The sequence below is a fragment of the Bdellovibrionales bacterium genome (assembly GCA_041662785.1).
Classification (GTDB): Bacteria; Pseudomonadota; Alphaproteobacteria; order UBA9219; family UBA9219; genus UBA8914.
Genome location: JBAZRW010000013.1, coordinates 1 through 20403, shown reverse-complemented (window position 1 = coordinate 20403; position 20403 = coordinate 1). Strand labels below are relative to the sequence as shown.

Sequence of the window (20403 nt, the reverse complement as noted above, 5' to 3'; positions counted from 1 at the left end):
CACGATGTCATCAATCACCCTCGACGAAGCCAAAGCGGATGTCTTGCGCCGCGTCAAAGAATCGGGCACGTCCTTTGCGGCTGGCATGCGCGTATTGCCACGCGAGAGGCGCGAGGCAATGTTCGCCCTTTACGCCTTTTGCCGCGAGGTTGACGATATCGCCGATGACTCGCCCACGGACGCTGCGCGCGAGGCCGGTTTAGCCTTATGGCAAAAACGCATCCACGCTCTTTTCACCATGGGAGAAGCCGAGGATAGCATCAGCCTCGCCCTATTGCCCGCCATCGCAGCCTATCACCTGATCGAGGACGATTTTCAGGCTATCATCGAGGGCATGGCCATGGACGCACGGGAGGCCATCGTCGCACCACCGCTCAAAGATTTGGACACCTATTGCGATCATGTAGCCAGCGCCGTGGGTCGCGCCTCGGTACGGATTTTCGGCGATTCCAGCGAGGCCGCCATGCGCGTCGCGCACCATCTTGGCCGCGCCCTGCAGCTTACCAACATTCTGCGCGATCTGGCCGAAGACGCGCAAAGGGGACGCCTGTATCTTCCCCAAGAATTACTCACGCAAAGCGGCCTGACTGTCCTTAAGCCTCTTGATGTTCTTATGCACCCCAACCTGCCCACCGCGTGCCGCGCCGTTGCCCAAATCGCCCAAAGCCATTTTGAGGAAACCGATAAGGCGATAGCCCAGTGCGACCCCACCGCCATGCGCCCCGCCCGTATTATGCGCGATTATTACCGCGCCATTTACGACGCGCTGGTCAAAGCCGATTGGCAAGATCCCACCCGCCGGATTTCCCTGTCTTTTTGGCAAAAACTGCGTCTGGCGCTACGCGGACTGATGGGGTAAACCATTATCCCATGACAACCCCAAGAACCATTCATATCATCGGTGGGGGCATGGCGGGACTTTCCGCCGCGCTTCAGCTCTCGTTGATGGATCAAAAGATCATCGTGTACGAATCCGCGCCTTACGCGGGCGGGCGGTGTCGCTCGTACTACGACAAAGGTCTTGATTGCCGGATCGACAACGGCAACCATCTTGTCCTGTCGGGCAACGTCGCGGTGCAAGACTACCTAGAGCTTTCGGGCGCAAGTGAGACGGTCACGCGGCACAAGGAACCTCTCTTTCCGTTTATGGATTTGGACACAGGCGAGCGTTGGAGCGTTCGCATGAACAACGGCCTCGTGCCGTGGTGGATCTTTGATCCCAAGCGTCGCGTGGCGGGCACAAAGGCAAAGGATTATTTATCCGCCGCGCAATTCCTTTTTGCGGGCGAAGACGATACGGTCGCTTCGTGCATGAACACCAAAACAACGCTATACAAACGCTTTTGGGAGCCACTGGCCATCGCTGCCCTGAACACCGAGGCCGAAAACGCCTCTGCCAGCCTGCTGGCCAACCTCTTCTCGCAAAGCTTTGGCGGCGGCGGTGCGGCGTGTTGTCCCCTTCTCCCCAAGATAGGGCTGACGGAAACCTTCGTCACGCCCTGCTTGACGACACTACGGCAGCGCGGCGGCGAGATTAAGTTCGGCTCCCGCCTTCGCGCTATGGATGTCACAACAGAAGGTCAGGTTACGGCTCTGGATTTCACCAATCACGTCGTGCCCGTTGCACCGCAAGACTGGGTTATTCTGGCCGTTCCCTCTTGGGTCGCGCAGGAAATCATTCCCAACCTTCTGGTGCCATCCGACTTTCGAGCCATCACCAACGTGCATTACCGCATCGAAGTGCCACACAATCCGGCAGGCTTCACAGGTCTTGTCGGCGGGCTGGCGGAATGGGTCTTCGTCAAGCAAGGCGTCGTGTCCGTGACGATCAGCGCCGCGAACCGCTATGACGATCAGCAAATTGAACAAGAGGAATGGGCGAGCGCCGTATGGGAAGATTTGGCTAAGCTGTTCGATCTTGATCCTGCCAAAACGCCGCCATGGCGCGTTGTGCGCGAAAAGCGTGCGACCTTTGCCGCCACGCCCGCGCAAAACAAAATGCGCCCAGCGGCCTATATCGGATGGAAGAACCTTGCTGTAGCGGGAGACTGGACGGCCACCAGCCTGCCATCCACCATCGAGGGCGCTTTGCGCTCAGGCGTCAAAGCCGCCCAAACCGTCATGCGCTGGAGCGAGGGGTAAGGACGTTACCGTCCGTCGTCGCGAAGGGCCTCCCATCTCCACCGTCATCCCAGAAAACTTTCTCTTCGCGCTTCTTTGCGCGAAAGAAAGTTGATCTGGGATCCAGCCTCACTCTCCGCCCTCATCATCGTTCCGTTTATCGCCCAGTCCCCTGGATCCCCGATCTGCGCCCGCCTTCGCGCTTCCGCGCTTTGACAGGCTTGTCGGGGATGACGAGAAGGGGGTGAGTCTGACGCTTCCGAGCCATCCGCTGCCTGCCCCGCGAAGCCCAAAGGGCGTAGAGGGGTGCGAGATGACGGAGGGGGAAAGCGCCCATTTCCACCAAAACTTCGCTCAATTTTGTTTCCGCAAAAAGATGATCCAGAAAAGCGTTTGTTTTCAATGGGATGTGGTACTGCCCACGTTTTATACAATCGCTTATATTTCATGGGCTTATATGGTTAAAGCGCGAAAACAGACTCGAAAAGCGTCTCTCAGTAGCCTTCCGGACAACGTACGGCCTCCAAAAAAACAAGATTCGTTGATTCCATTGGTTTTTTTCGGAAGTCAAAAGGCGGCGCATGTTGCCTCTTTACGCCGCCCTTACCAGCTTCACAATCTTGTCGTGGATTTCGGCATTGGTGGCGATAAGCGCGGCGTCCTTGACAGGATCTTTGCCCTTGACGATGGGGCTGACAAACCCGCCCGCTTCTTTGACAAGGATATAACCCGCCGCGATATCCCAAATGCCAAGGCCGGATTCCCAATAGCCATCAAAGCGTCCCGCCGCGACATAAGCCATATCAAGCGCCGCTGAACCAGCGCGGCGAATGCCCGCAACCTTGGGCATCACCGCGGCCAGTTCTTTCATCACTTGGGCATCGTTTTTCTTGCTGCCCTTAAAAGGCAAACCCGTCGCGATCAAGCATTCGGACAGATCATTGCGACCCGAAACGCGCAGGCGCTTGTTTGAACAATACGCGCCAATGCCGCGCTCAGCCCAGAAGGTTTCATCCGTGAGGGGGTTATAGATAAGGCCCGCGATAATCTCGCCAGCCTTTTCAGCCGCAATGGAAATGCACCAATGGGGCACACCATGGAGGAAATTAGTCGTACCGTCCAAAGGATCAATGATCCAACGCTCGGCCTTGCCGGACGTGTCGGCCTCGCCATCGGCTTCCTCACCCAAGAAACCAAACGTAGGACGCGCCTTCATCAGCTCCTCGCGAAGGATTTTCTGCGCCTTGATATCTGCATTGCTGACGAAATCCGCAGGCCCCTTGCGCGAGACTTGCAAATGTTCGACCTCACCAAAATCGCGGCTTAATCCCTTGCCAGCCTTTTCAGCGGCCTTGGCCATCACATTTATCAAAGCGGGGCGCATCACCATAATGAAAGTTCCTTCGTTGTTGCCCGAAGCGTTATTCACGCCATCCGGATTCAAGAGAAAAGGTGGCGCATGAAATACGCCACCTTTTCAAATAACTTCTCTCAAAACTTTATCGTCAAGTCCAGAGCCTAGGCGGCTTTCACTTTCTTGACGACTTCCTTCTTAACGGCCAAAATCGTTACCTTGCCGCCCGCTTTTTCAACGGCAGCAATGGCAGAGGCAGAAGCCCCCGCAACGGCAATCTCAACCTTAGTCGTGATGGAGCCTTTGGCCAGCAAACGAACGCCGTCCTTGGATTTCGAAACCAAACCGATTTCAAGAAGCTTGTCTTCTGTGATGACCGTCTTGATATCAACGCGACCATCTTCAATCGCTTCTTGAAGGCGACCGATATTCAGCTCGGCATAATCCTTGGGGAACATCGTCTTAAAGCCACGCTTCGGCAGACGACGGTGAAGGGGCATCTGGCCGCCTTCGAACCCGCGAATGGCAACGCCCGTACGAGATTTCTGACCCTTAACGCCGCTGCCGCAGGTCTTGCCCTTGCCAGAACCAATACCGCGTCCAACGATAGTCCGGTTCTTGCGTGCCCCTGGGTTATCGCGCAAATCGTTGAGTTTCATGATGATCGTCCTTTTTTCTAAACTAACTTCTTATGTTCTTTAGGCGTCTTCGCCTTCAACCGTGACAAGATGACGCACCTTGCGGATCATGCCGCGCACGGCAGGCGTATCTTCGAGTTCGCGACGCGAGCGCGGCTTGCCAAGGCCAAGGCCAACAAGCGTTCCACGCGCAGCGGCTTGCAGACATGTCATGCTACCATGCTGAACAACAACAAGGGTTTTTCCCTTCGCTGTTTTCTTAGCGGCGGGAGCGGCTGTCTTTTTAGCGGCAGGAGCCGCTGTCTTTGCTGTCTTGGTTTCCATCGTCATAACCACTTCTTAGAAAAACAAAAATTACGCTTCTTTGGCTTCAGCGGCGGCCTCGCCCTTGTGGCCAAGAATATCGCTGACTTTTTTGCCGCGACGCATCGCAACAGAACGCGGGCTAGCAACTTGATCCAAAGCATTAAAAGTTGCCTTGATCATATTGTGCGGATTAGAAGTTCCAATCGACTTGGCCACAACGTCCTGAATGCCCAAGGCTTCAAAAACAGCGCGCATCGGGCCGCCAGCAATGATGCCCGTACCGGCAGGAGCCGCACGAAGAACAACCTTGCCCGCGCCATAGACGCCGCGAACATCATGATGCAATGTACGGCCTTCGCGCAATGGAATGCGAACCATCTTGCGCTTGGCGGCTTCCGTCGCCTTGCGGATTGCTTCAGGAACCTCACGAGCTTTACCTGTTCCGATGCCAACGCGACCCTTGCCATCGCCAATAACGACCAGCGCGGCCATTGCAAAACGCTTACCGCCCTTGACGACTTTGGCGACACGATTAATGCCAACCAACTTTTCGATCAAATCGCTGCCTTCGCGTTCTTCTGGACTATTTGATTTCTTCGGCTTCGCCATGTTTTTTCCTTAAGCTCCCTATCGAGACATATTTTCTTAAAAGTCGAGCCCTGCAGCGCGTGCAGCGTCGGCCAATTCTTTTACGCGACCATGGAAAACATAACCGCCGCGATCAAAAACGACCTGCGTGTAGCCGGCCTTCTTGGCGCGTTCAGCAACCAGTTTTCCAACAGCGGCAGCGGCTGTTTTATCCGCGCCTGTCTTAAGCTTCTTGCGAAGATCGGCATCCAGCGTCGACGCGGCAGCAACCGTCACGCCTTTGGCGTCATCGATGATCTGCGCATAGATGTTTTCGCCCGTGCGATGAACAGACAAACGAGCGCGGCCTTCGGCCTTTCTCTTGATCTGATAGCGCGTGCGCGTCTTGCGGCGTTCGTGCAGTTCTTTTGTATTTAACATGGGTTGATCCCTCTTACCTTATTCTTCTAAACTCTCTTTGTTCTTTTAAGAACAAACCTTATTTCTTCTTGCCTTCCTTACGGCGGACGCGCTCACCAGCATACTTGATGCCCTTGCCCTTATAGGGTTCTGGCTTCTTCATGCTGCGGATTTCAGCGGCAACCTGACCAACTTTTTGACGATCATAACCACTGATCGACAACTGGGTTGGCTTCTCAGCCTTAATCTCAATGCCATCAGGCGAAGGATAGCGCACTTCATGGCTAAACCCAAGCTGCATGACAAGATCCTTGCCCTGCATTGCTGCGCGAAAGCCAACGCCTTCAATCTCAAGAACCTTCTTAAAGCCCTCGCTGACGCCCTTGACCATATTGGCCAAGTTGTTGCGTACCGTGCCCCACATCATACGAGCCTTAGTCGATTTAAGAGCGGGCGTGACAACAAGCTGTCCGTCGGTCAGCTTGACTTCGACATCAGCCGTATAAGACAGATTCAGCGTTCCCAACTTGCCCTTAACCGTGACAGAGCCCGCCTTAATTTCAGCGGTAACGCCCTGCGGCAATGGAACCGGATGTTTTCCTACGCGCGACATAATTGAACCTCAACTTCCTTTAGAATACGCGACAAAGAACTTCGCCGCCGACATTTTGTGTACGCGCTTCGTTGTCCGAAAGAACGCCACGCGGTGTCGACAAAATCGAAATGCCCAGACCGTTAAACACACGACCGAAATCCTTAATGCCGGCATAAACGCGGCGTCCAGGCTTCGATACGCGATCGATTTTCCGGATACAGCCCATGCCATCATGGTACTTCAGCTCAATAGCAAGAACCGCATGGCTGTTGCTCTTTTGCATTTCAGAAAAGCCGCGAATATAGCCTTCGCGTTGCAAGACTTCCAAAACACGCTTGCGGAATGATGACGACGGACAATCGACAACTGGCAACTTGGCCATCTGTCCATTGCGAATGCGTGTCAACATATCTCCAATTGGATCGGTAAACGACATGCCCCAAATCCTCCTTACCAGCTCGACTTGATAACGCCAGGGAGCTGACCCGATGAGGCCAGTTCGCGAAGCGCGATACGCGAAAGTTTAAACTTGCGATAATAACCACGAGGACGACCGCTCAGCTCACAACGGTTGCGAATGCGAACCTTGGCTGAATTGCGCGGCATCTTCGCCAACTTCATCACAGCCTCAAAACGGTCTTCCATGGATGTCTCCTTATCCATGATTTGCGCCTTAAGGGCCGTGCGCGTCGTTGCCTTTTGCTTACACATGCGGCGACGGCGGTTATTTTTTTCAATCATCGACTTCTTGGCCATTGCTCTTCCCTTCCCTTAGCTTTGGAACGGCATGTTGAACCCACGCAACAGCGCAAGTGCTTCATTATCCGTCTCGGCCGTCGTACAAATCACGATGTCCATCCCACGAATTTCGTCAATCTTGTCGAAATCGATTTCGGGAAAAACGATCTGTTCTTTTAATCCCATGGCATAGTTGCCAGCGCCATCAAAGCTCTTGGCCGAAATACCACGGAAATCGCGGATACGGGGCATGGCCACATTGACCAAACGATCCATAAACTCGTACATTTTTTCACGGCGAAGCGTCACCTTGCAGCCGATGCCCAAACCGGCACGCAGCTTAAACGCGGCAATCGCCTTGCGAGACTTTGTCACAACAGGCCTTTGTCCGGCGATCAGCGTAAGCTGATCAGCAGCGCTTTTGACCTTCTTGCTGTCGTTCACAGACTCGCCGACACCCATGTTGATGACGATTTTCTCAAGACGAGGAACCTGCAAGCGGTTTGTGTAACCGAGTGCTTTCATCATCTCTGGCAAAACGACATCGTTATAATGGCGCTGCAAGCGCGGTACGTACTTTTCTTTGGCTTTGGCCGTCATGGCTTTTCTCTCTTCCTTACTCAATCACTTCGCCGGAACGCTTGGCATGACGCGTCTTTGCGCCATCCTTACCGACTTTGATGCTAATGCGCGTAGCCTTGTTGTCCTTAGGATCGATCAGGGCAACGTTCGAGGCATGAAGCGGCGCTTCGACCTGCTTGCGTCCGCCTTGCGGGTCCGCTTGCGTAGGCTTGGTGTGACGTGTCACACGGTTGACGCCGACCACAACAACACGGTTTTCAGATGGCATAACCATCTTGACCATGCCCGCCTTGCCTTTATCCTTGCCAGCAAGAACAATCACGTTGTCGTTCTTCTTGATTTTCATTTTAATCTTAACGGACATCACAACACCTCTTCCGCGAGCGAGATAATCTTCATAAAGCCCAAGGTGCGAAGCTCACGCGTCACCGGCCCAAAGATACGTGTGCCAATTGGCTCCTTATCCTTGTTGATCAAAACAGCGGCGTTACGGTCAAAGCGAATGACGCTGCCATCATCACGCTTAATCGCGTACTTCTGACGCACGATCACGGCTTTATGCACATCGCCCTTCTTGACGCGACCACGAGGGATCGCCTCTCTGATTGAGACAACGATAATGTCGCCGACACCTGCGACCATATGCTTCGATCCACCGAGTACTTTCACACAGAGAACCTTTTTGGCCCCACTGTTGTCCGCAACATCGAGAACGGATTCCATTTGAATCATGGCTTAATCCACTTCCACACTAAAGTTACTTACTTATCACTTTTGTCCGTTGTCTCATCGACAACAGTCCAGCTCTTACGCTTGCTGATCGGGCGACATTCGATAATCGAAACGCTATCGCCTTCCTTGCAGCTGTTCGTTTCATCATGCGCAGCGTACTTTTTGGACGTGCGAATGTATTTTTTGTAGATCGGGTGCATAACGCGACGTTCAACAAGCACGGTGATTGTTTTATCACCCTTGTCACTAACGACGGTTCCTTGCAATACGCGACGTGGCATCTTCAGTCCCTCACTCTTTCCCTTACGCAGCCGAACTGGCTTGGCGTTGACGTTCACTGATCACGGTCATGATCTTAGCAATTTCCTTGCGAACCGCAGTCACGCGAGCCGTGTTGGCCAGCTGACCTGTCGCCTTTTGAAAACGAAGGTTGAACTGCTCCTTGCGCAGCTCAAGCAAACGATCCTCTAACTCTTTGTCTGTCTTCATCCGCACATCGGCGGCTTTAACTTGTGTCTTTGCCATCATCAGGCTCCTTTATTCTTTTCTCTTATGCCGCTTCGCGCTGCACGAACTTTGTCTTAATAGGCAACTTGGCCGCCGCTAACAAGAAAGCTTGCTTAGCCACAGCTTCCGGAACGCCATCCAACTCAAACATGATACGACCCGGATGAACGCGGCAAGCCCAATACTCGGTCGATCCCTTACCCGATCCCATGCGGACTTCGGCAGGCTTCTTCGAGACAGGAACATCCGGAAAAACAAGAATCCATAAACGGCCCTGACGCTTGATGGCACGTGTAATCGCACGACGCGCTGCTTCAATCTGACGTGCCGTAATACGCTCGGGCTCAAGAGCCTTGAGACCAAAGGCCCCAAAGTTCAAACGAAAGCCGCCCTTCGCCGCGCCATGGATGCGCCCCTTATGAGCCTTGCGGTACTTTGTACGTTTTGGTGACAACATGTTAACCTACCCTAAAAAAATCTTGTCTTACGAGCGAACCGGAGCATTTTCCAAAGCGCGTTTCTCTTGCGCCATTGGATCATGATCAAGAATTTCGCCTTTAAAGATCCAAACCTTCACGCCGCAAGCCCCCATGGTGGTGTGAGCCGTCGAAACGCCGTAATCCAGATCCGCACGAAGCGTGTGCAAAGGAACGCGACCCTCGCGATACCATTCCATACGCGCAATTTCCGCGCCGCCCAAACGACCCGAGCAATTGATACGAATACCCAAAGCGCCCAAACGAAGAGCGGATTGTACGGCGCGCTTCATCGCACGACGGAAAGCAATACGACGCTCTAGCTGGCTGGCGATATTGTCGGCCACAAGCTTGGCATCAATTTCAGGCTTGCGGATTTCAACGATGTTCAAGGCAACTTCCGCCGTTGTCATCTTAGCAATCTCGCTGCGCAACTTCTCGATATCCGCGCCCTTTTTACCAATCACAACACCGGGGCGTGCCGAATGAATCGTAACGCGGCACTTGCCAGAGGGACGCTCAATCGTGATCTGAGCAACGCTGGCTTGAGGCCCAAGCTTCTTCATCAAATAGCTGCGGATCTTCAAATCCTCATGCAACTTGTCGGCATAATCCTTGTCCGCGAACCAACGACTGTTCCAAGTCCGATTGACGCCGATACGCATCCCGATTGGATTGACTTTCTGACCCATGGCTTAAGCCCCCGTCACAGCTTGCGCTGTTTTCTTGGTTGTTGCTTTAACTGTTGCACCCTTTGGGGCGTCTTCTTTCTTGGAAAGACCACGCATACGGCGGGCTTCTTTCTTGGCATCAACTTCACCCTCTTTGCGCTCACGCACAATGATCGTCAGATTGCTAAAGGGCTTTTCAATGCCAGCGCTTTTGCCACGACCACGGGTGTGCATACGCTTCATCACAAAAGCACGGCCACAAAACGCCTCGGCCACGACCAAACGGTCAACGTCCAAAGAATGATTGTTTTCGGCATTCGCAATCGCTGCCTGCAAAACCTTTTTAACGTCCTGCGCGATGCGGCGTTTTTCAAAGGTCAGCTGCGTCATCGCCGTCGCTGCCCCAAGGCCGCGAATGCTGGCCGCAACCACATTCAACTTGCGCGCACCCGTGCGGATCGCCGAGGCTTTTGCCATCGCCTGATCGGCTGGTAAACGTCTTTCTGTTTTGGGCTTACTCATCCGTCAATTCCCCTTACTTCTTCGTCTTCTTGTCCGCGCCCGTATGACCCTTAAAGGTACGGGTGGGAGCAAACTCGCCAAACTTGTGGCCGATCATGTTTTCCGACACGGACACAGGCAAAAACTTGTTGCCGTTGTAAACGCCAAACGTCAGGCCAACAAACTGCGGCAAGATCGTCGAACGACGCGACCACGTTTTGATGATGTCATTACGACCAGAGGCACGGGCCTTTTCGGCCTTCCCCAGCATATAACCGTCAACAAACGGGCCTTTCCAAACTGAACGTGTCACGTTGTGCTCTCCTTATTTCTTCTGTGCATCGCGGCGCTTATTCGCGCGGCGAACAATAAACTTATCCGTACTCTTGTTGGTGCGCGTCTTGGTTCCCTTGGCGCCCTTGCCCCATTTCGAAACAGGATGACGACCACCAGAGGTACGACCTTCGCCGCCACCATGAGGGTGATCGACAGGGTTCATACAAACGCCGCGAACGGTCGGACGAACGCCCAGCCAACGCTTGCGGCCTGCCTTGCCAAGCTTCACGTTGCCGTGATCGGCATTGGAAACAGAACCAATCGTCGCCATACAATCCTGAGGGACCTTACGGAGTTCGCCAGAGGTAAGCTTCAGCAAAGCATAACCGGCGTCACGACCAACGATCTGAACGTATGTTCCGGCTGAACGAGCCATTTGGCCGCCCTTACCGGGACGCATTTCAACGTTGTGCACAATCGTGCCCACGGGGATGTTCTTGAGACGCATGGCATTGCCAGGCTTCACGTCAACTTTTTCACCCGAAACAACCTTGTCGCCAACATTTAAACGCTGCGGCGCAAGAATATAAGACTGCGTCTCATCTTCGTACTTGATCAGCGCGATGAAAGCCGTGCGATTAGGATCATATTCCATACGCTCGACAATGGCCGCCATGTCCATCTTGGTGCGCTTGAAATCGACCAAGCGATAACGACGAGCGTGACCGCCGCCAATATGACGCGTGGTGATGCGACCCTTGTTATTGCGGCCACCGGACTTGCTCAGCCCTTCCGTCAAAGTCTTGACGGGCTTGCCCTTCCACAGCTGGCTGCGGTCAGTTTGAACAACCTGCCGAAGGCCTGGCGTTATGGGTTTATATTTCTTAAGTGCCATTTTCCTATCCTCAACCCTTAAAGACCCGTCGTAATGTCGATCTTGTCACCGGCAGCAAGCGTGACGACGGCAAATTTTTGATCGCTGCGCTGCCCCATACGACCCTTAAAACGCTTGGCTTTGCCCTTGCGATTGTGCGTATTGACCGCCTTGACCTTCACATTAAACAACTTCTCAACCGCCGAGCGAATGACAGGCTTGGTCGCCGTATCCGCAACGCGAAACGTTACCTGATTATGAACCGAGCCATTCGTCGCTTTTTCCGTGATAACGGGCGACAAGATGACTAGATAATCATTAGGTGTAATCTTCGTCTCTATTTCTTTCTTGCTCATTTCAGCCTCTCTTGCAGCTGTTCGACCGCGTTCTTGGTCATAACCAAGATATCACAGTGAAGGATGTCGTACACGTTTGCGCCTTGTTCGGGCAGAACATCCACATGCGGAATGTTACGCGCAGCAAGAACAAAGTTAGTATCAAGATTAGAGCCGTCGATGAACAGAACATGAGACAATCCCATCTTGTTCAACTTCACGGCCAAAGCCTTTGTCTTCAAATCGGCCATCTTGGCTTCATCGATAATAATCAGCTTACCGTCCATCTGCTTGGACGACAGCGCCATACGAAGAGCCAACGCACGAACCTTCTTGGGCATGTCATGCGCATGATCACGAACGACGGGGCCAAAGATCGTGGCGCCCTTACGGAACTGCGGCGAACGAAGCGAGCCTTGACGGGCGCGGCCTGTGCCTTTTTGAGCCCAAGGCTTCTTGGTCGTTCCGTTGATGTCGCTAATACCCTTCGTGGCATGGTTGCCCGAACGGCGCTTGGCGAGTTGCCAGTTGACCATACGGGTCAGGATGTCACGGCGCGGTTCAACGGCGTAAACCGAGTCGAGAATCTCGATTGATCCGACGTCCTTGTTATCTAGATTTTTAACTGTTGCTTTCATTTTGTTACCCAGCCTTAAGCGTGTTATGTCTTGCACGGAAAGACAAACCTGTTGATACAATAACTCCCAAAAGCTCGGCCGCATAACGACGCGAGAACTGATTGCACTCTTCAAAGTTTGCTCTCCAACCAGCGCGAATGTTGGCATAGAGATTTTCGGAACAATCCTTAGCAAATGAAATGTCCTGAAAACGACCGACTATGGCTTTTGCAGCTTTCATACGACTCTTAATGTTTCGCCCAGACATATAGAGCAGGTGCTCCCCACAGCTAATCTCGAACTCACAATTGGGATCAGGATGTTGCATGGCGTGATAAGACATATTTGTTATGTGCCTAACGCTATCGTGAGGAAGTAAATCGCCAAAAACTTTGACGGCTTCAACTTCAAACTTTCCATGATCTAAGAACTCCCTCATGCTGCCCCCGCCGCTGTCTTCAGACCCGCTGGCATCGGCGCTTCTTTAGGAAGAGCCTTTTTCACCGCGTCACGAACCCGAACAAAAGCACCTTCGCACCCTGGAACAGCCCCAACAACGAAAACCATATTTTGATCGGCGTCCACAAAAGCGACGCGCAGATTTTGCGTGGTCACTTGCGTAGCACCCATGTGGCCCGCCATTTTCTTACCCTTAAACACACGGCCCGGATCTTGATGCTGACCGGTTGAACCATGGCTACGATGCGAAACCGACACACCATGCGAGGCACGAAGACCGCCGAAGTTGTGGCGCTTCATGCCGCCTTGAAAGCCCTTACCGATTGTCACAGCCGTAACATCAACCTTTTGTCCTACGACAAAATGCGAAGCCGACAACTCTGTGCCAACGTCAAGCATGGCATCATCCGTGATGCGAAACTCGACAAGCTTTTTCTTGGGCTCAACGGCAGCCTTAGCATAATGGCCACGGACAGGCTTGGTCACGTTCTTAACCTTGGCCTTACCCATGCCGACCTGAACAGCGGTATAGCCGTCCTTGTCCATGGTGCGCACGCCAACGACTTGGCACGAGTCAAGAAGCAAAGCCGTGACAGGCAGATGCTTGCCAGTTTCATCGAATAGGCGGGTCATACCAAGCTTGGTTGCCAGCACCCCTGTGCGCCTTGACACTATAGGTTTCGTCATCGTTTTCTTCCTCTTTCTCAATCGCGCCTGCTTGTTTGGTTTAAAATCAAGCAATTACGACAAAAACTTAAACTCTAATCTCAACGTCCACACCGGCAGCCAGATCAATCTTTGACAAAGCGTCAATCGTCTGAGGCGTCGGTTCCAAAATATCCAAAAGACGGCGATGCGTTCTAATCTCGAACTGCTCGCGCGACTTCTTGTCAACGTGTGGACCACGGTTGACCGTAAAGCATTCACGCCATGTCGGTAGCGGGATTGGCCCGCGCACGCGCGCGCCCGTGCGCTTAGCCGTGCTAATGATCTCGCTGACCGATTGATCCAGCATGCGATGATCAAACGCCTTAAGGCGGATGCGTATCGTTTGCGTGTCCATTCAAAAACCTCTTTCGTCGCTCGAAGCCGAAAGGCTCCGGCGAGCCAACGCTTAGTGTTATTCATTATTAAGGGTGGGTCGGGCCATCAAAGCCCGACCTCCCCCGATTTTATCTTGATCGATTACTCGATCACCTTCGCCACAACGCCGGCGCCGACGGTACGGCCACCTTCGCGGATAGCGAAACGCAGACCTTCATCCATAGCAATCGGAGCGATCAACGTAATATCAACCGAGATATTGTCGCCAGGCATCACCATTTCGGTGCCAGCAGGCAACATAACCTCACCCGTCACGTCCGTCGTACGGAAGTAGAACTGGGGACGATAGTTAGTGAAGAAAGGCGTATGACGGCCACCTTCGTCCTTGGTCAGAATGTAACATTCGGCCTTAAACTTGGTGTGCGGCGTAATCGAACCGGGCTTAGCCAAAACTTGGCCGCGCTCAACGTCTTCACGCTTGGTGCCACGGAGCAAAGCGCCAATGTTATCGCCAGCCTGACCTTGATCAAGAAGCTTGCGGAACATTTCAACGCCCGTCACAACGGACTTCTGCGTAGCCTTCAGGCCAACAATTTCAATTTCTTCGTTGACTTTGATGATGCCACGTTCGACACGACCCGTGACAACCGTACCACGACCAGAGATCGAGAACACATCTTCGATTGGCATAATGAAAGCGCCATCAATGGGGCGTTCTGGCTGAGGAATAAAGCTGTCAACAGCCTCCATCAGCTTCAAGATCGCTTCGCGGCCATATTCCGGCTGCTTGTCTTCCAAAGCGCACAGAGCCGAGCCACGAATGATCGGTGTTGTATCGCCGGGGAAGTTGTACTTGTTCAAAAGATCGCGGATTTCCATCTCAACCAGTTCGGCGAGTTCAGGATCAGCCATGTCCATTTTGTTCATGAAGACGACGATCGACGGAACACCAACCTGACGAGCGAGCAAGATATGCTCGCGTGTTTGAGGCATAGGGCCATCAGCCGCTGAAACAACGAGGATCGCGCCATCCATCTGCGCCGCGCCCGTGATCATGTTCTTGACGTAATCGGCGTGTCCGGGGCAGTCAACGTGCGCATAGTGGCGGTTGGCTGTTTCATACTCAACGTGAGCCGTTGAAATGGTGATGCCACGAGCGCGTTCTTCAGGCGCCTTGTCAATTTGGTCATAGGCGGTGTACGTCGCGCCACCGGATTCAGCCAAAACCTTTGTGATGGCTGCCGTGAGCGTCGTCTTGCCATGGTCAACGTGACCGATGGTGCCGATGTTGCAGTGTGGTTTGTTACGTTCAAACTTTGCCTTTGCCATTTTTCTTCTCCTACGTTGAAGGACTTCTTTAACTTAACTCAAACTCGTTGACCTGATTAACCTGCCAGCTTGGCCTTAACTTCCAGAGCAACCTGCGCTGGAACTTGTTCATAGTGATCGAACTCCATCGTGAACAGAGCGCGACCTTGTGTCATCGACCGCAAGCGGTTGACATAGCCAAACATGTTGGCCAAAGGAACCATCGCATTCACAACATTCGCGTTGCCGCGTGTGTCCATGCCAGAAATCTGACCGCGACGGCTGTTCAAATCGCCAATCACGTCGCCCATGTAATCTTCAGGCGTTACGACTTCGACCTTCATGATCGGCTCAAGAAGAACGGGACCCGCCTTCTGAATGCCTTCCTTAAATGCAGCGCGAGCCGCAATTTCGAAAGCCAGAGCTGATGAGTCAACATCGTGATAACCGCCGTCAACCAAAGTTGCCTTAAAGTCGATGGTTGGGAACCCAGCGATCACGCCATTATCAAGAGATCCAGCGAGACCCTTTTCAACGCCCGGAATATATTCCTTAGGCACTGAACCACCCACAACCTTTGATTCAAAGCTGTAACCCACGCCCGCTTCAACAGGCTCGAAATCGATAATAACACGAGCAAACTGGCCTGAACCACCGGACTGCTTCTTATGCGTGTAATCAACCGTTGCCTTACGCGTGATGGTTTCACGATAAGCAACTTGGGGATCACCCACGATAACTTCACAGTTATAGGGAGCGCGACGAAGAATATCGACCTTAATATCAAGGTGAAGCTCACCCATACCCTTAATCGTTGTTTGTCCGGTTTCATGGTTGACGGCCAGACGGAAGGAAGGATCTTCCTGAACCAAACGAAGCAGAGCATTCGTCATCTTATCTTGATCCGCCTTCGACTTAGGCTCAATCGCCATTTCGATAACGGGGTCAGGGAATTCCATCTTTTCCAAAACGATGGGCTTAGCCGTATCACACAGCGTGTCGCCCGTTTTGGTGTCCTTAAGAGCCGTCAGCGCGACGATGTCGCCCGCATGGGCTTCCTTCAATTCTTCACGCGTGTTGGCATGCATCAAAAGCATACGACCGATACGTTCGCGATCACCTTTAATGGTGTTTTGTACATAGCTGCCAGCCGAAATCGTGCCAGAATAGATGCGCGTAAAGGTCAGAGAACCCACGAAAGGATCCGTCATGATCTTAAACGCCAAAGCCGACAAAGGCGCGGCATCAGAAGGTTCACGAGACATTGGTTCATGCGTATCGACATCAAAACCATGAACAGCGCCGATATCAACCGGTGAAGGCCAATAATCAACAACAGCATCCAGCATGGGCTGCACGCCCTTATTCTTAAAGGCGGATCCACAAAGAACAGGCACAAACTTCATGCCAATCGTGCCCTTGCGAATGCAAGCGTCAAGAACTTCCAAGGAAGGCTCTGTTCCGCCCAAATAGGCTTCCATCGCCACGTCATCCATTTCGACGGCATTTTCTACGAGTGTCTTGTGATACTCGATAGCTTTGTCCATCAAATCGGCAGGAATCTCTTCATCATGGAAATTGGCGCCCAGCGCTTCATTTTCCCAAATCACGGCCTTCATGCGGCGCAAGTCAACAATGCCTTTAAACTCGGCTTCCGATCCAATTGGCAGTTGAAGGATCAAAACGTTGCAGCCCAAGCGGTCCTTGACCATATCAACGCAACGATAGAAGTTCGCACCCGTGCGATCCATCTTGTTGACGAACACAAAACGAGGAACGTGATACTTGTCAGCCTGACGCCAAACGGTCTCTGTCTGGGGCTCAACACCAGCAACGGCATCAAGAACGCAAACGGTTCCGTCAAGGACGCGAAGCGAACGCTCAACTTCAATCGTAAAGTCGACGTGTCCCGGCGTATCAATGATGTTGACGCGATGGTCGCGCCAGAAAGTCGTGGTGGCAGCGGACGTAATCGTAATGCCACGTTCCTGCTCCTGCTCCATCCAATCCATCGTCGCCGTGCCTTCATGCACTTCGCCGATCTTATAGGACTTGCCGGTGTAATACAGGATGCGTTCGGTCGTCGTCGTCTTACCCGCATCAATGTGAGCCATGATGCCGATATTGCGATAATTCTCGATGGGAGTGGTACGTGCCATAGGTCTTTTCTTTCCTTACCAGCGATAATGGGAGAAGGCCTTGTTCGCCTCCGCCATACGGTGGGTATCTTCACGTTTCTTGACAGACGCGCCATTGTCGTTCGACGCCGCCATAAGCTCAGCCGCCAAACGATCAATCATGGTCGTCTCAGCGCGAGCGCGAGCGGCACGAATGATCCAGCGCATCGCCAAAGCCATGCTGCGCTCGGGGCGCACTTCAACAGGAACCTGATAGGTGGCTCCGCCAACGCGGCGTGAGCGCACTTCCAGATGAGGGCGAACCTTGTCCAAAGCCGTCTTGAAAACATCAAGAGAACCGACCTTTGACTTGGCGCTGATCTTATCCAAAGCACCGTAAACGATCCTCTCGGCGGCAGACTTCTTGCCATCCAGCATAAGGACGTTCATAAATTTCGTGATGAGGATTTCCCCGAACTTAGGATCGGGAAGAACCACTCTTTTTTCTGCGCGACGACGACGTGCCATGTCTATGCTTCCTTACTTCGGTCTTTTCGCGCCATAAAGCGAGCGGCGCTTTTTACGGTCTTTGACGCCTTGGGTATCAAGAACGCCACGAATAATGTGATAACGAACGCCCGGCAAATCCTTCACACGGCCGCCACGGATCATGACAACACTATGCTCTTGAAGGTTGTGCCCTTCACCAGGGATATAACAAATAACCTCGTGACCATTGGTCAAACGGACGCGAGCCACCTTACGCAAAGCCGAGTTCGGCTTCTTAGGCGTCGTCGTATAAACGCGCGTGCAAACGCCGCGCTTTTGAGGACACTTCTGCAGCGCAGGCACTTTATCACGGGTCTTAACCGGTTGCCGTTTTTTACGAACCAGCTGGTTAATCGTTGACATTCGATCTTCCTTTTTCTTCTCAAGCCCTGCCGTCATGGCAAAACTGACAAAACAAAAACCACAACGGAAAAGCGCCAAACCAAGCCTTCCGTGTGGAACTCCAACTTACACCGCGCGACCTGCTGATAAAATCAGCCGTGATATCGACGCAAGCTATGTAGCTTATGCACTATCCGAAACCTCGTTTAGAAGCCCGAACCCTCACATTTCCCGTAGGATTGAAGGTTTTTTATAAGAGCCGCTACCACCGATTCCGAGAACGCTGCGCACATTTACGGGAATCCCGCTTCCACGTCAAGGGTAGATTAAAACTTTCTTCAAGAAGAATTTGCCTTATCAATCACGTCTTTCAGGGAAAAATGGCTTTTTCTCTTTAAAAAGACATTATCATCTATATATTTCAACTTGTTAGGAGATTTTTTGTTTCCCAACCCGCTTCCAGCACCTTGAAGGCATTTTTTAACCCCCTTTGCTGTAGAATATCGCTTATGAGCACAGCCCCCCACACATGGCCCCGCCTTTTCATCAAGGAGGCTCTAGGACAAGAAACCAAGATCGCCTTATCGATCGAACACACCCATTATTTGCTGCACGTTATGCGGATCCGTGAGGGCGATTCAGTACGCCTGTTTAACGGACGTGATGGCGAGTGGCGTGCCACGATAGCCGTGGCTCCAATACGAAAAAAAGATCCTGTGATTCTTCTTGTTGGAGAGTCGCTACGCCCCCAAGAAACAGAACCGGATCTGTGGCTATGCTGTGCGCCCATCAAGCGCGCGCCTTTTGAGTACATGATACAAAAAGCAACCGAGCTTGGCGTCAGCGTGGTTCAACCGATTCTAACCACCCGAACGCAAGTGCGCGATTTTAATCTTCAGCGTTTGCAGGCTATCGCTATTGAAGCCGCCGAGCAATCCGAACGCTTGTCTATTCCAGAGATTCGCGAGCCCCTTTCGCTAGACGCCTTGATCAAAAACTGGCCGACCAAACGTCTTCCCGTTTTATGTGCCGAGTTCGGAGAGGCCCTGCCCGTCGCGCAAGGTCTGTCGTCCGCCCTCGCACAGGCACGTCCCATGGCCGCCATTATAACGGGGCCCGAAGGCGGGTTTAGGCAGGAAGAAATAGCTCAGCTTCGCGCCTTGCCAGAAAGCTTGTGCTTACGTTTGGGCCCCCGTATTCTGCGTGCCGATACCGCCGCGCTGGCAGCCTTAACCTGCTGGCAAGCGCTTTGCGGTGATTGGAAAAATAAAACAGAAACACGCCTTCCCCTTCTATAATTTCAGAAAGCTAGTCCATGACAATAGATGATGACGATGATGAGGAAGATCGCGATCTCAACCCCATTCTGATTCCGCCCACGCCAGCAAAGAGCAAAAGCCAACGTCTTTTTGTGACATCCCCTTTGAACCCGCGGGCCAAGGAAGGGGGCGACTTGGCCAACGACAAAGGTGACACCAAAGCATCAAGCTTCAACCATTTAATGATCCCCCTTCCCAGCATCGTGAAGCTTAAGAATATTTTGGATAACATCAAAATTCCAAAAAGCTTTCGAAAGAAGAAAAAGGGAGGGCATCAATTCCTTCCTATTATGGAATCTCCGTTTGAGGTTCTCGCAACAAGCAAGATGAAAATTATCAAGAAGCAAAAGGGATGCTGCGTTGAAACCTCTGCGCCCTCTAAATCACAGGACGCAGACACAGCAACAAACGATGCCTCTTCTTCACCAAAAGAAAATTATCAAACCACTTATTGGAAGAAAAAGGCGGCCACTCACAAAGAACAGGAAAGGGAGGCACAGGAAGAACGAGAACGGATAAGACAGGGAAAGGAAACGCCCGAAGAATCCCTTCTTCGCACGCGTGCGCTGTCATTGCGAGATGAAATGAACGCTTGGAAAGCAAGGAGTGGAACGGGCGAGTATGATGAGGGCACAATTCAAGCCAACATCGACCAGCTTGAGCGCGATTTTTACGGTATCGATTTCAAATATAGGCCGTAGCAAAAACGCTATAGTCCGTCCGCTTGAAAACCCGAAAAATTTTTCCCCGCCAATCCGCATAACCTAAAAGGCAACAGGCAACCGCGGCCAAAAAGTTTTCGGGTTTTTAAGTTGACGTAGTATAATGGTTATTTCGGCATAATGATCAAAAGGTGTGGGTAGATTCACGATTTTGAGAGCAAAAAGCTGATCATTTTTCTCCGCCGATCCTTCTTCAATCCTCGATGTATTTTGACCTTGTTTTTCCAGTGAGC

At 52.5% G+C, this 20403-nt stretch carries 32 protein-coding genes; 4 read left to right on the top strand and 28 right to left on the bottom strand.

Features of this window, described 5'->3' with window-relative positions; genetic code table 11:
• Positions 1-4 precede the first annotated feature (4 nt).
• Together hpnD and hpnE are read left to right on the top strand one after the other, a co-directional pair.
• On the top strand, positions 5-859 hold the full coding sequence (hpnD, locus tag WC612_07810; protein ID MFA6280672.1) for a presqualene diphosphate synthase HpnD: 855 nt from the start codon (positions 5-7) through the stop codon (positions 857-859).
• Positions 860-870: 11 nt separating this feature from the next.
• Positions 871-2142 carry a hydroxysqualene dehydroxylase HpnE gene (hpnE, locus tag WC612_07805; GenBank protein MFA6280671.1) on the top strand — a complete coding sequence of 424 codons (1272 nt, stop codon included), beginning with the start codon at positions 871-873 and terminating at the stop codon, positions 2140-2142.
• 571 nt (positions 2143-2713) lie between these two features.
• On the opposite strand, the gene WC612_07800 is transcribed toward hpnE, so the two are convergent.
• The 27 genes from WC612_07800 to rpsL all read right to left on the bottom strand — a co-directional run bounded on the left by WC612_07800 (position 2714) and on the right by rpsL (position 18150).
• Positions 2714-3511: an inositol monophosphatase family protein gene (locus WC612_07800; GenBank protein MFA6280670.1), complete on the bottom strand. Its 798-nt coding sequence runs from the start codon at positions 3509-3511 to the stop codon at positions 2714-2716.
• A gap of 128 nt (positions 3512-3639) precedes the next feature.
• Complete coding sequence (rplO, locus tag WC612_07795) at positions 3640-4134, bottom strand: 50S ribosomal protein L15 (protein ID MFA6280669.1); 495 nt, start codon at positions 4132-4134, stop codon at positions 3640-3642.
• Between the two features lie 39 nt (positions 4135-4173).
• Entirely contained in the window at positions 4174-4437 is a 264-nt protein-coding gene (rpmD, locus tag WC612_07790; protein ID MFA6280668.1) for a 50S ribosomal protein L30, read from the bottom strand.
• A gap of 30 nt (positions 4438-4467) precedes the next feature.
• Positions 4468-5028 carry a 30S ribosomal protein S5 gene (gene rpsE / locus WC612_07785; protein MFA6280667.1) on the bottom strand — a complete coding sequence of 187 codons (561 nt, stop codon included), beginning with the start codon at positions 5026-5028 and terminating at the stop codon, positions 4468-4470.
• Between the two features lie 36 nt (positions 5029-5064).
• Positions 5065-5427 carry a 50S ribosomal protein L18 gene (gene rplR, locus WC612_07780; protein ID MFA6280666.1) on the bottom strand — a complete coding sequence of 121 codons (363 nt, stop codon included), beginning with the start codon at positions 5425-5427 and terminating at the stop codon, positions 5065-5067.
• A gap of 58 nt (positions 5428-5485) precedes the next feature.
• Entirely contained in the window at positions 5486-6019 is a 534-nt protein-coding gene (gene rplF, locus WC612_07775; protein MFA6280665.1) for a 50S ribosomal protein L6, read from the bottom strand.
• A gap of 19 nt (positions 6020-6038) precedes the next feature.
• Entirely contained in the window at positions 6039-6437 is a 399-nt protein-coding gene (gene rpsH / locus WC612_07770) for a 30S ribosomal protein S8 (GenBank protein ID MFA6280664.1), read from the bottom strand.
• 14 nt (positions 6438-6451) lie between these two features.
• Entirely contained in the window at positions 6452-6757 is a 306-nt protein-coding gene (rpsN, locus tag WC612_07765; protein MFA6280663.1) for a 30S ribosomal protein S14, read from the bottom strand.
• 15 nt (positions 6758-6772) lie between these two features.
• Positions 6773-7339, bottom strand: coding sequence for a 50S ribosomal protein L5 (gene rplE, locus WC612_07760; GenBank protein MFA6280662.1), 567 nt, complete (start codon positions 7337-7339; stop codon positions 6773-6775).
• Between the two features lie 16 nt (positions 7340-7355).
• Positions 7356-7667: a 50S ribosomal protein L24 gene (gene rplX / locus WC612_07755; GenBank protein MFA6280661.1), complete on the bottom strand. Its 312-nt coding sequence runs from the start codon at positions 7665-7667 to the stop codon at positions 7356-7358.
• A 17-nt stretch (positions 7668-7684) separates the two neighbouring features.
• A complete protein-coding gene (gene rplN, locus WC612_07750; protein ID MFA6280660.1) occupies positions 7685-8053 on the bottom strand; it encodes a 50S ribosomal protein L14 in 369 nt (122 codons plus the stop codon).
• 29 nt (positions 8054-8082) lie between these two features.
• A complete protein-coding gene (gene rpsQ, locus WC612_07745) occupies positions 8083-8334 on the bottom strand; it encodes a 30S ribosomal protein S17 (GenBank protein ID MFA6280659.1) in 252 nt (83 codons plus the stop codon).
• A 22-nt stretch (positions 8335-8356) separates the two neighbouring features.
• Positions 8357-8578, bottom strand: coding sequence for a 50S ribosomal protein L29 (gene rpmC, locus WC612_07740; protein ID MFA6280658.1), 222 nt, complete (start codon positions 8576-8578; stop codon positions 8357-8359).
• 25 nt (positions 8579-8603) lie between these two features.
• On the bottom strand, positions 8604-9017 hold the full coding sequence (gene rplP / locus WC612_07735) for a 50S ribosomal protein L16 (protein ID MFA6280657.1): 414 nt from the start codon (positions 9015-9017) through the stop codon (positions 8604-8606).
• A 27-nt stretch (positions 9018-9044) separates the two neighbouring features.
• A complete protein-coding gene (rpsC, locus tag WC612_07730; GenBank protein ID MFA6280656.1) occupies positions 9045-9728 on the bottom strand; it encodes a 30S ribosomal protein S3 in 684 nt (227 codons plus the stop codon).
• A 3-nt stretch (positions 9729-9731) separates the two neighbouring features.
• On the bottom strand, positions 9732-10229 hold the full coding sequence (gene rplV, locus WC612_07725; protein MFA6280655.1) for a 50S ribosomal protein L22: 498 nt from the start codon (positions 10227-10229) through the stop codon (positions 9732-9734).
• Between the two features lie 13 nt (positions 10230-10242).
• Positions 10243-10521 carry a 30S ribosomal protein S19 gene (gene rpsS, locus WC612_07720; protein ID MFA6280654.1) on the bottom strand — a complete coding sequence of 93 codons (279 nt, stop codon included), beginning with the start codon at positions 10519-10521 and terminating at the stop codon, positions 10243-10245.
• 12 nt (positions 10522-10533) lie between these two features.
• Positions 10534-11379, bottom strand: a complete 846-nt coding sequence (rplB, locus tag WC612_07715) for a 50S ribosomal protein L2 (protein MFA6280653.1) — start codon at positions 11377-11379, stop codon at positions 10534-10536.
• Between the two features lie 17 nt (positions 11380-11396).
• Positions 11397-11714: a 50S ribosomal protein L23 gene (locus WC612_07710; protein ID MFA6280652.1), complete on the bottom strand. Its 318-nt coding sequence runs from the start codon at positions 11712-11714 to the stop codon at positions 11397-11399.
• Positions 11711-12331 carry a 50S ribosomal protein L4 gene (gene rplD / locus WC612_07705; protein ID MFA6280651.1) on the bottom strand — a complete coding sequence of 207 codons (621 nt, stop codon included), beginning with the start codon at positions 12329-12331 and terminating at the stop codon, positions 11711-11713. The genes WC612_07710 and rplD overlap by 4 nt, the downstream gene beginning before the upstream one ends.
• A gap of 4 nt (positions 12332-12335) precedes the next feature.
• Positions 12336-12749 carry a hypothetical protein gene (locus tag WC612_07700; protein ID MFA6280650.1) on the bottom strand — a complete coding sequence of 138 codons (414 nt, stop codon included), beginning with the start codon at positions 12747-12749 and terminating at the stop codon, positions 12336-12338.
• Complete coding sequence (rplC, locus tag WC612_07695) at positions 12746-13456, bottom strand: 50S ribosomal protein L3 (GenBank protein ID MFA6280649.1); 711 nt, start codon at positions 13454-13456, stop codon at positions 12746-12748. Before rplC ends, WC612_07700 begins: the two co-directional genes overlap by 4 nt.
• A 67-nt stretch (positions 13457-13523) precedes the next feature.
• A complete protein-coding gene (gene rpsJ, locus WC612_07690) occupies positions 13524-13832 on the bottom strand; it encodes a 30S ribosomal protein S10 (GenBank protein ID MFA6280648.1) in 309 nt (102 codons plus the stop codon).
• A 122-nt stretch (positions 13833-13954) separates the two neighbouring features.
• A complete protein-coding gene (tuf, locus tag WC612_07685; protein ID MFA6280647.1) occupies positions 13955-15142 on the bottom strand; it encodes an elongation factor Tu in 1188 nt (395 codons plus the stop codon).
• A gap of 56 nt (positions 15143-15198) precedes the next feature.
• Complete coding sequence (gene fusA, locus WC612_07680; protein MFA6280646.1) at positions 15199-17280, bottom strand: elongation factor G; 2082 nt, start codon at positions 17278-17280, stop codon at positions 15199-15201.
• 15 nt (positions 17281-17295) lie between these two features.
• On the bottom strand, positions 17296-17766 hold the full coding sequence (gene rpsG, locus WC612_07675) for a 30S ribosomal protein S7 (protein ID MFA6280645.1): 471 nt from the start codon (positions 17764-17766) through the stop codon (positions 17296-17298).
• A 12-nt stretch (positions 17767-17778) separates the two neighbouring features.
• Positions 17779-18150, bottom strand: a complete 372-nt coding sequence (gene rpsL / locus WC612_07670) for a 30S ribosomal protein S12 (GenBank protein MFA6280644.1) — start codon at positions 18148-18150, stop codon at positions 17779-17781.
• A 488-nt stretch (positions 18151-18638) separates the two neighbouring features.
• On the opposite strand from rpsL, the gene WC612_07665 reads away from it, so the two are divergent.
• Positions 18639-19427 (top strand): 16S rRNA (uracil(1498)-N(3))-methyltransferase, encoded by a 789-nt coding sequence (locus WC612_07665; protein MFA6280643.1) that lies wholly within the window; start codon positions 18639-18641, stop codon positions 19425-19427.
• A gap of 17 nt (positions 19428-19444) precedes the next feature.
• The gene (locus WC612_07660; GenBank protein ID MFA6280642.1) at positions 19445-20149 is read left to right on the top strand and encodes a hypothetical protein; all 705 of its coding nucleotides are present in this window, start codon (positions 19445-19447) and stop codon (positions 20147-20149) included.
• Between the two features lie 63 nt (positions 20150-20212).
• On the opposite strand, the gene WC612_07655 is transcribed toward WC612_07660, so the two are convergent.
• A partial coding sequence (locus WC612_07655) for a hypothetical protein (protein ID MFA6280641.1) occupies positions 20213-20403 on the bottom strand: 191 nt, incomplete at its 5' end.

Excerpts from the sequence above, each read along its gene's own strand:
- rpsH (MFA6280664.1), bottom strand. The coding sequence starts at position 6,437 with ATGTCGTTTACCGATCCAATTGGAGATATGTTGACACGCATTCGCAAT.
- rplP (MFA6280657.1), bottom strand. The coding sequence starts at position 9,017 with ATGTTGTCACCAAAACGTACAAAGTACCGCAAGGCTCATAAGGGGCGC.
- WC612_07665 (MFA6280643.1), top strand. The coding sequence starts at position 18,639 with ATGAGCACAGCCCCCCACACATGGCCCCGCCTTTTCATCAAGGAGGCT.
- rpsQ (MFA6280659.1), bottom strand. The coding sequence starts at position 8,334 with ATGCCACGTCGCGTATTGCAAGGAACCGTCGTTAGTGACAAGGGTGAT.
- rpsJ (MFA6280648.1), bottom strand. The coding sequence starts at position 13,832 with ATGGACACGCAAACGATACGCATCCGCCTTAAGGCGTTTGATCATCGC.
- rpsC (MFA6280656.1), bottom strand. The coding sequence starts at position 9,728 with ATGGGTCAGAAAGTCAATCCAATCGGGATGCGTATCGGCGTCAATCGG.
- rpsE (MFA6280667.1), bottom strand. The coding sequence starts at position 5,028 with ATGGCGAAGCCGAAGAAATCAAATAGTCCAGAAGAACGCGAAGGCAGC.
- rpsG (MFA6280645.1), bottom strand. The coding sequence starts at position 17,766 with ATGGCACGTCGTCGTCGCGCAGAAAAAAGAGTGGTTCTTCCCGATCCT.
- rplX (MFA6280661.1), bottom strand. The coding sequence starts at position 7,667 with ATGAAAATCAAGAAGAACGACAACGTGATTGTTCTTGCTGGCAAGGAT.
- rpsL (MFA6280644.1), bottom strand. The coding sequence starts at position 18,150 with ATGTCAACGATTAACCAGCTGGTTCGTAAAAAACGGCAACCGGTTAAG.
- rplR (MFA6280666.1), bottom strand. The coding sequence starts at position 5,427 with ATGTTAAATACAAAAGAACTGCACGAACGCCGCAAGACGCGCACGCGC.
- fusA (MFA6280646.1), bottom strand. The coding sequence starts at position 17,280 with ATGGCACGTACCACTCCCATCGAGAATTATCGCAATATCGGCATCATG.
- rplC (MFA6280649.1), bottom strand. The coding sequence starts at position 13,456 with ATGACGAAACCTATAGTGTCAAGGCGCACAGGGGTGCTGGCAACCAAG.
- WC612_07710 (MFA6280652.1), bottom strand. The coding sequence starts at position 11,714 with ATGAGCAAGAAAGAAATAGAGACGAAGATTACACCTAATGATTATCTA.
- rpmC (MFA6280658.1), bottom strand. The coding sequence starts at position 8,578 with ATGGCAAAGACACAAGTTAAAGCCGCCGATGTGCGGATGAAGACAGAC.
- WC612_07700 (MFA6280650.1), bottom strand. The coding sequence starts at position 12,749 with ATGAGGGAGTTCTTAGATCATGGAAAGTTTGAAGTTGAAGCCGTCAAA.
- rplN (MFA6280660.1), bottom strand. The coding sequence starts at position 8,053 with ATGATTCAAATGGAATCCGTTCTCGATGTTGCGGACAACAGTGGGGCC.
- rplB (MFA6280653.1), bottom strand. The coding sequence starts at position 11,379 with ATGGCACTTAAGAAATATAAACCCATAACGCCAGGCCTTCGGCAGGTT.
- rplV (MFA6280655.1), bottom strand. The coding sequence starts at position 10,229 with ATGAGTAAGCCCAAAACAGAAAGACGTTTACCAGCCGATCAGGCGATG.
- tuf (MFA6280647.1), bottom strand. The coding sequence starts at position 15,142 with ATGGCAAAGGCAAAGTTTGAACGTAACAAACCACACTGCAACATCGGC.
- rplE (MFA6280662.1), bottom strand. The coding sequence starts at position 7,339 with ATGACGGCCAAAGCCAAAGAAAAGTACGTACCGCGCTTGCAGCGCCAT.
- rplF (MFA6280665.1), bottom strand. The coding sequence starts at position 6,019 with ATGTCGCGCGTAGGAAAACATCCGGTTCCATTGCCGCAGGGCGTTACC.
- rpsN (MFA6280663.1), bottom strand. The coding sequence starts at position 6,757 with ATGGCCAAGAAGTCGATGATTGAAAAAAATAACCGCCGTCGCCGCATG.
- WC612_07800 (MFA6280670.1), bottom strand. The coding sequence starts at position 3,511 with ATGGTGATGCGCCCCGCTTTGATAAATGTGATGGCCAAGGCCGCTGAA.
- rplD (MFA6280651.1), bottom strand. The coding sequence starts at position 12,331 with ATGAAAGCAACAGTTAAAAATCTAGATAACAAGGACGTCGGATCAATC.
- hpnD (MFA6280672.1), top strand. The coding sequence starts at position 5 with ATGTCATCAATCACCCTCGACGAAGCCAAAGCGGATGTCTTGCGCCGC.
- hpnE (MFA6280671.1), top strand. The coding sequence starts at position 871 with ATGACAACCCCAAGAACCATTCATATCATCGGTGGGGGCATGGCGGGA.
- rplO (MFA6280669.1), bottom strand. The coding sequence starts at position 4,134 with ATGAAACTCAACGATTTGCGCGATAACCCAGGGGCACGCAAGAACCGG.
- WC612_07660 (MFA6280642.1), top strand. The coding sequence starts at position 19,445 with ATGACAATAGATGATGACGATGATGAGGAAGATCGCGATCTCAACCCC.
- rpmD (MFA6280668.1), bottom strand. The coding sequence starts at position 4,437 with ATGGAAACCAAGACAGCAAAGACAGCGGCTCCTGCCGCTAAAAAGACA.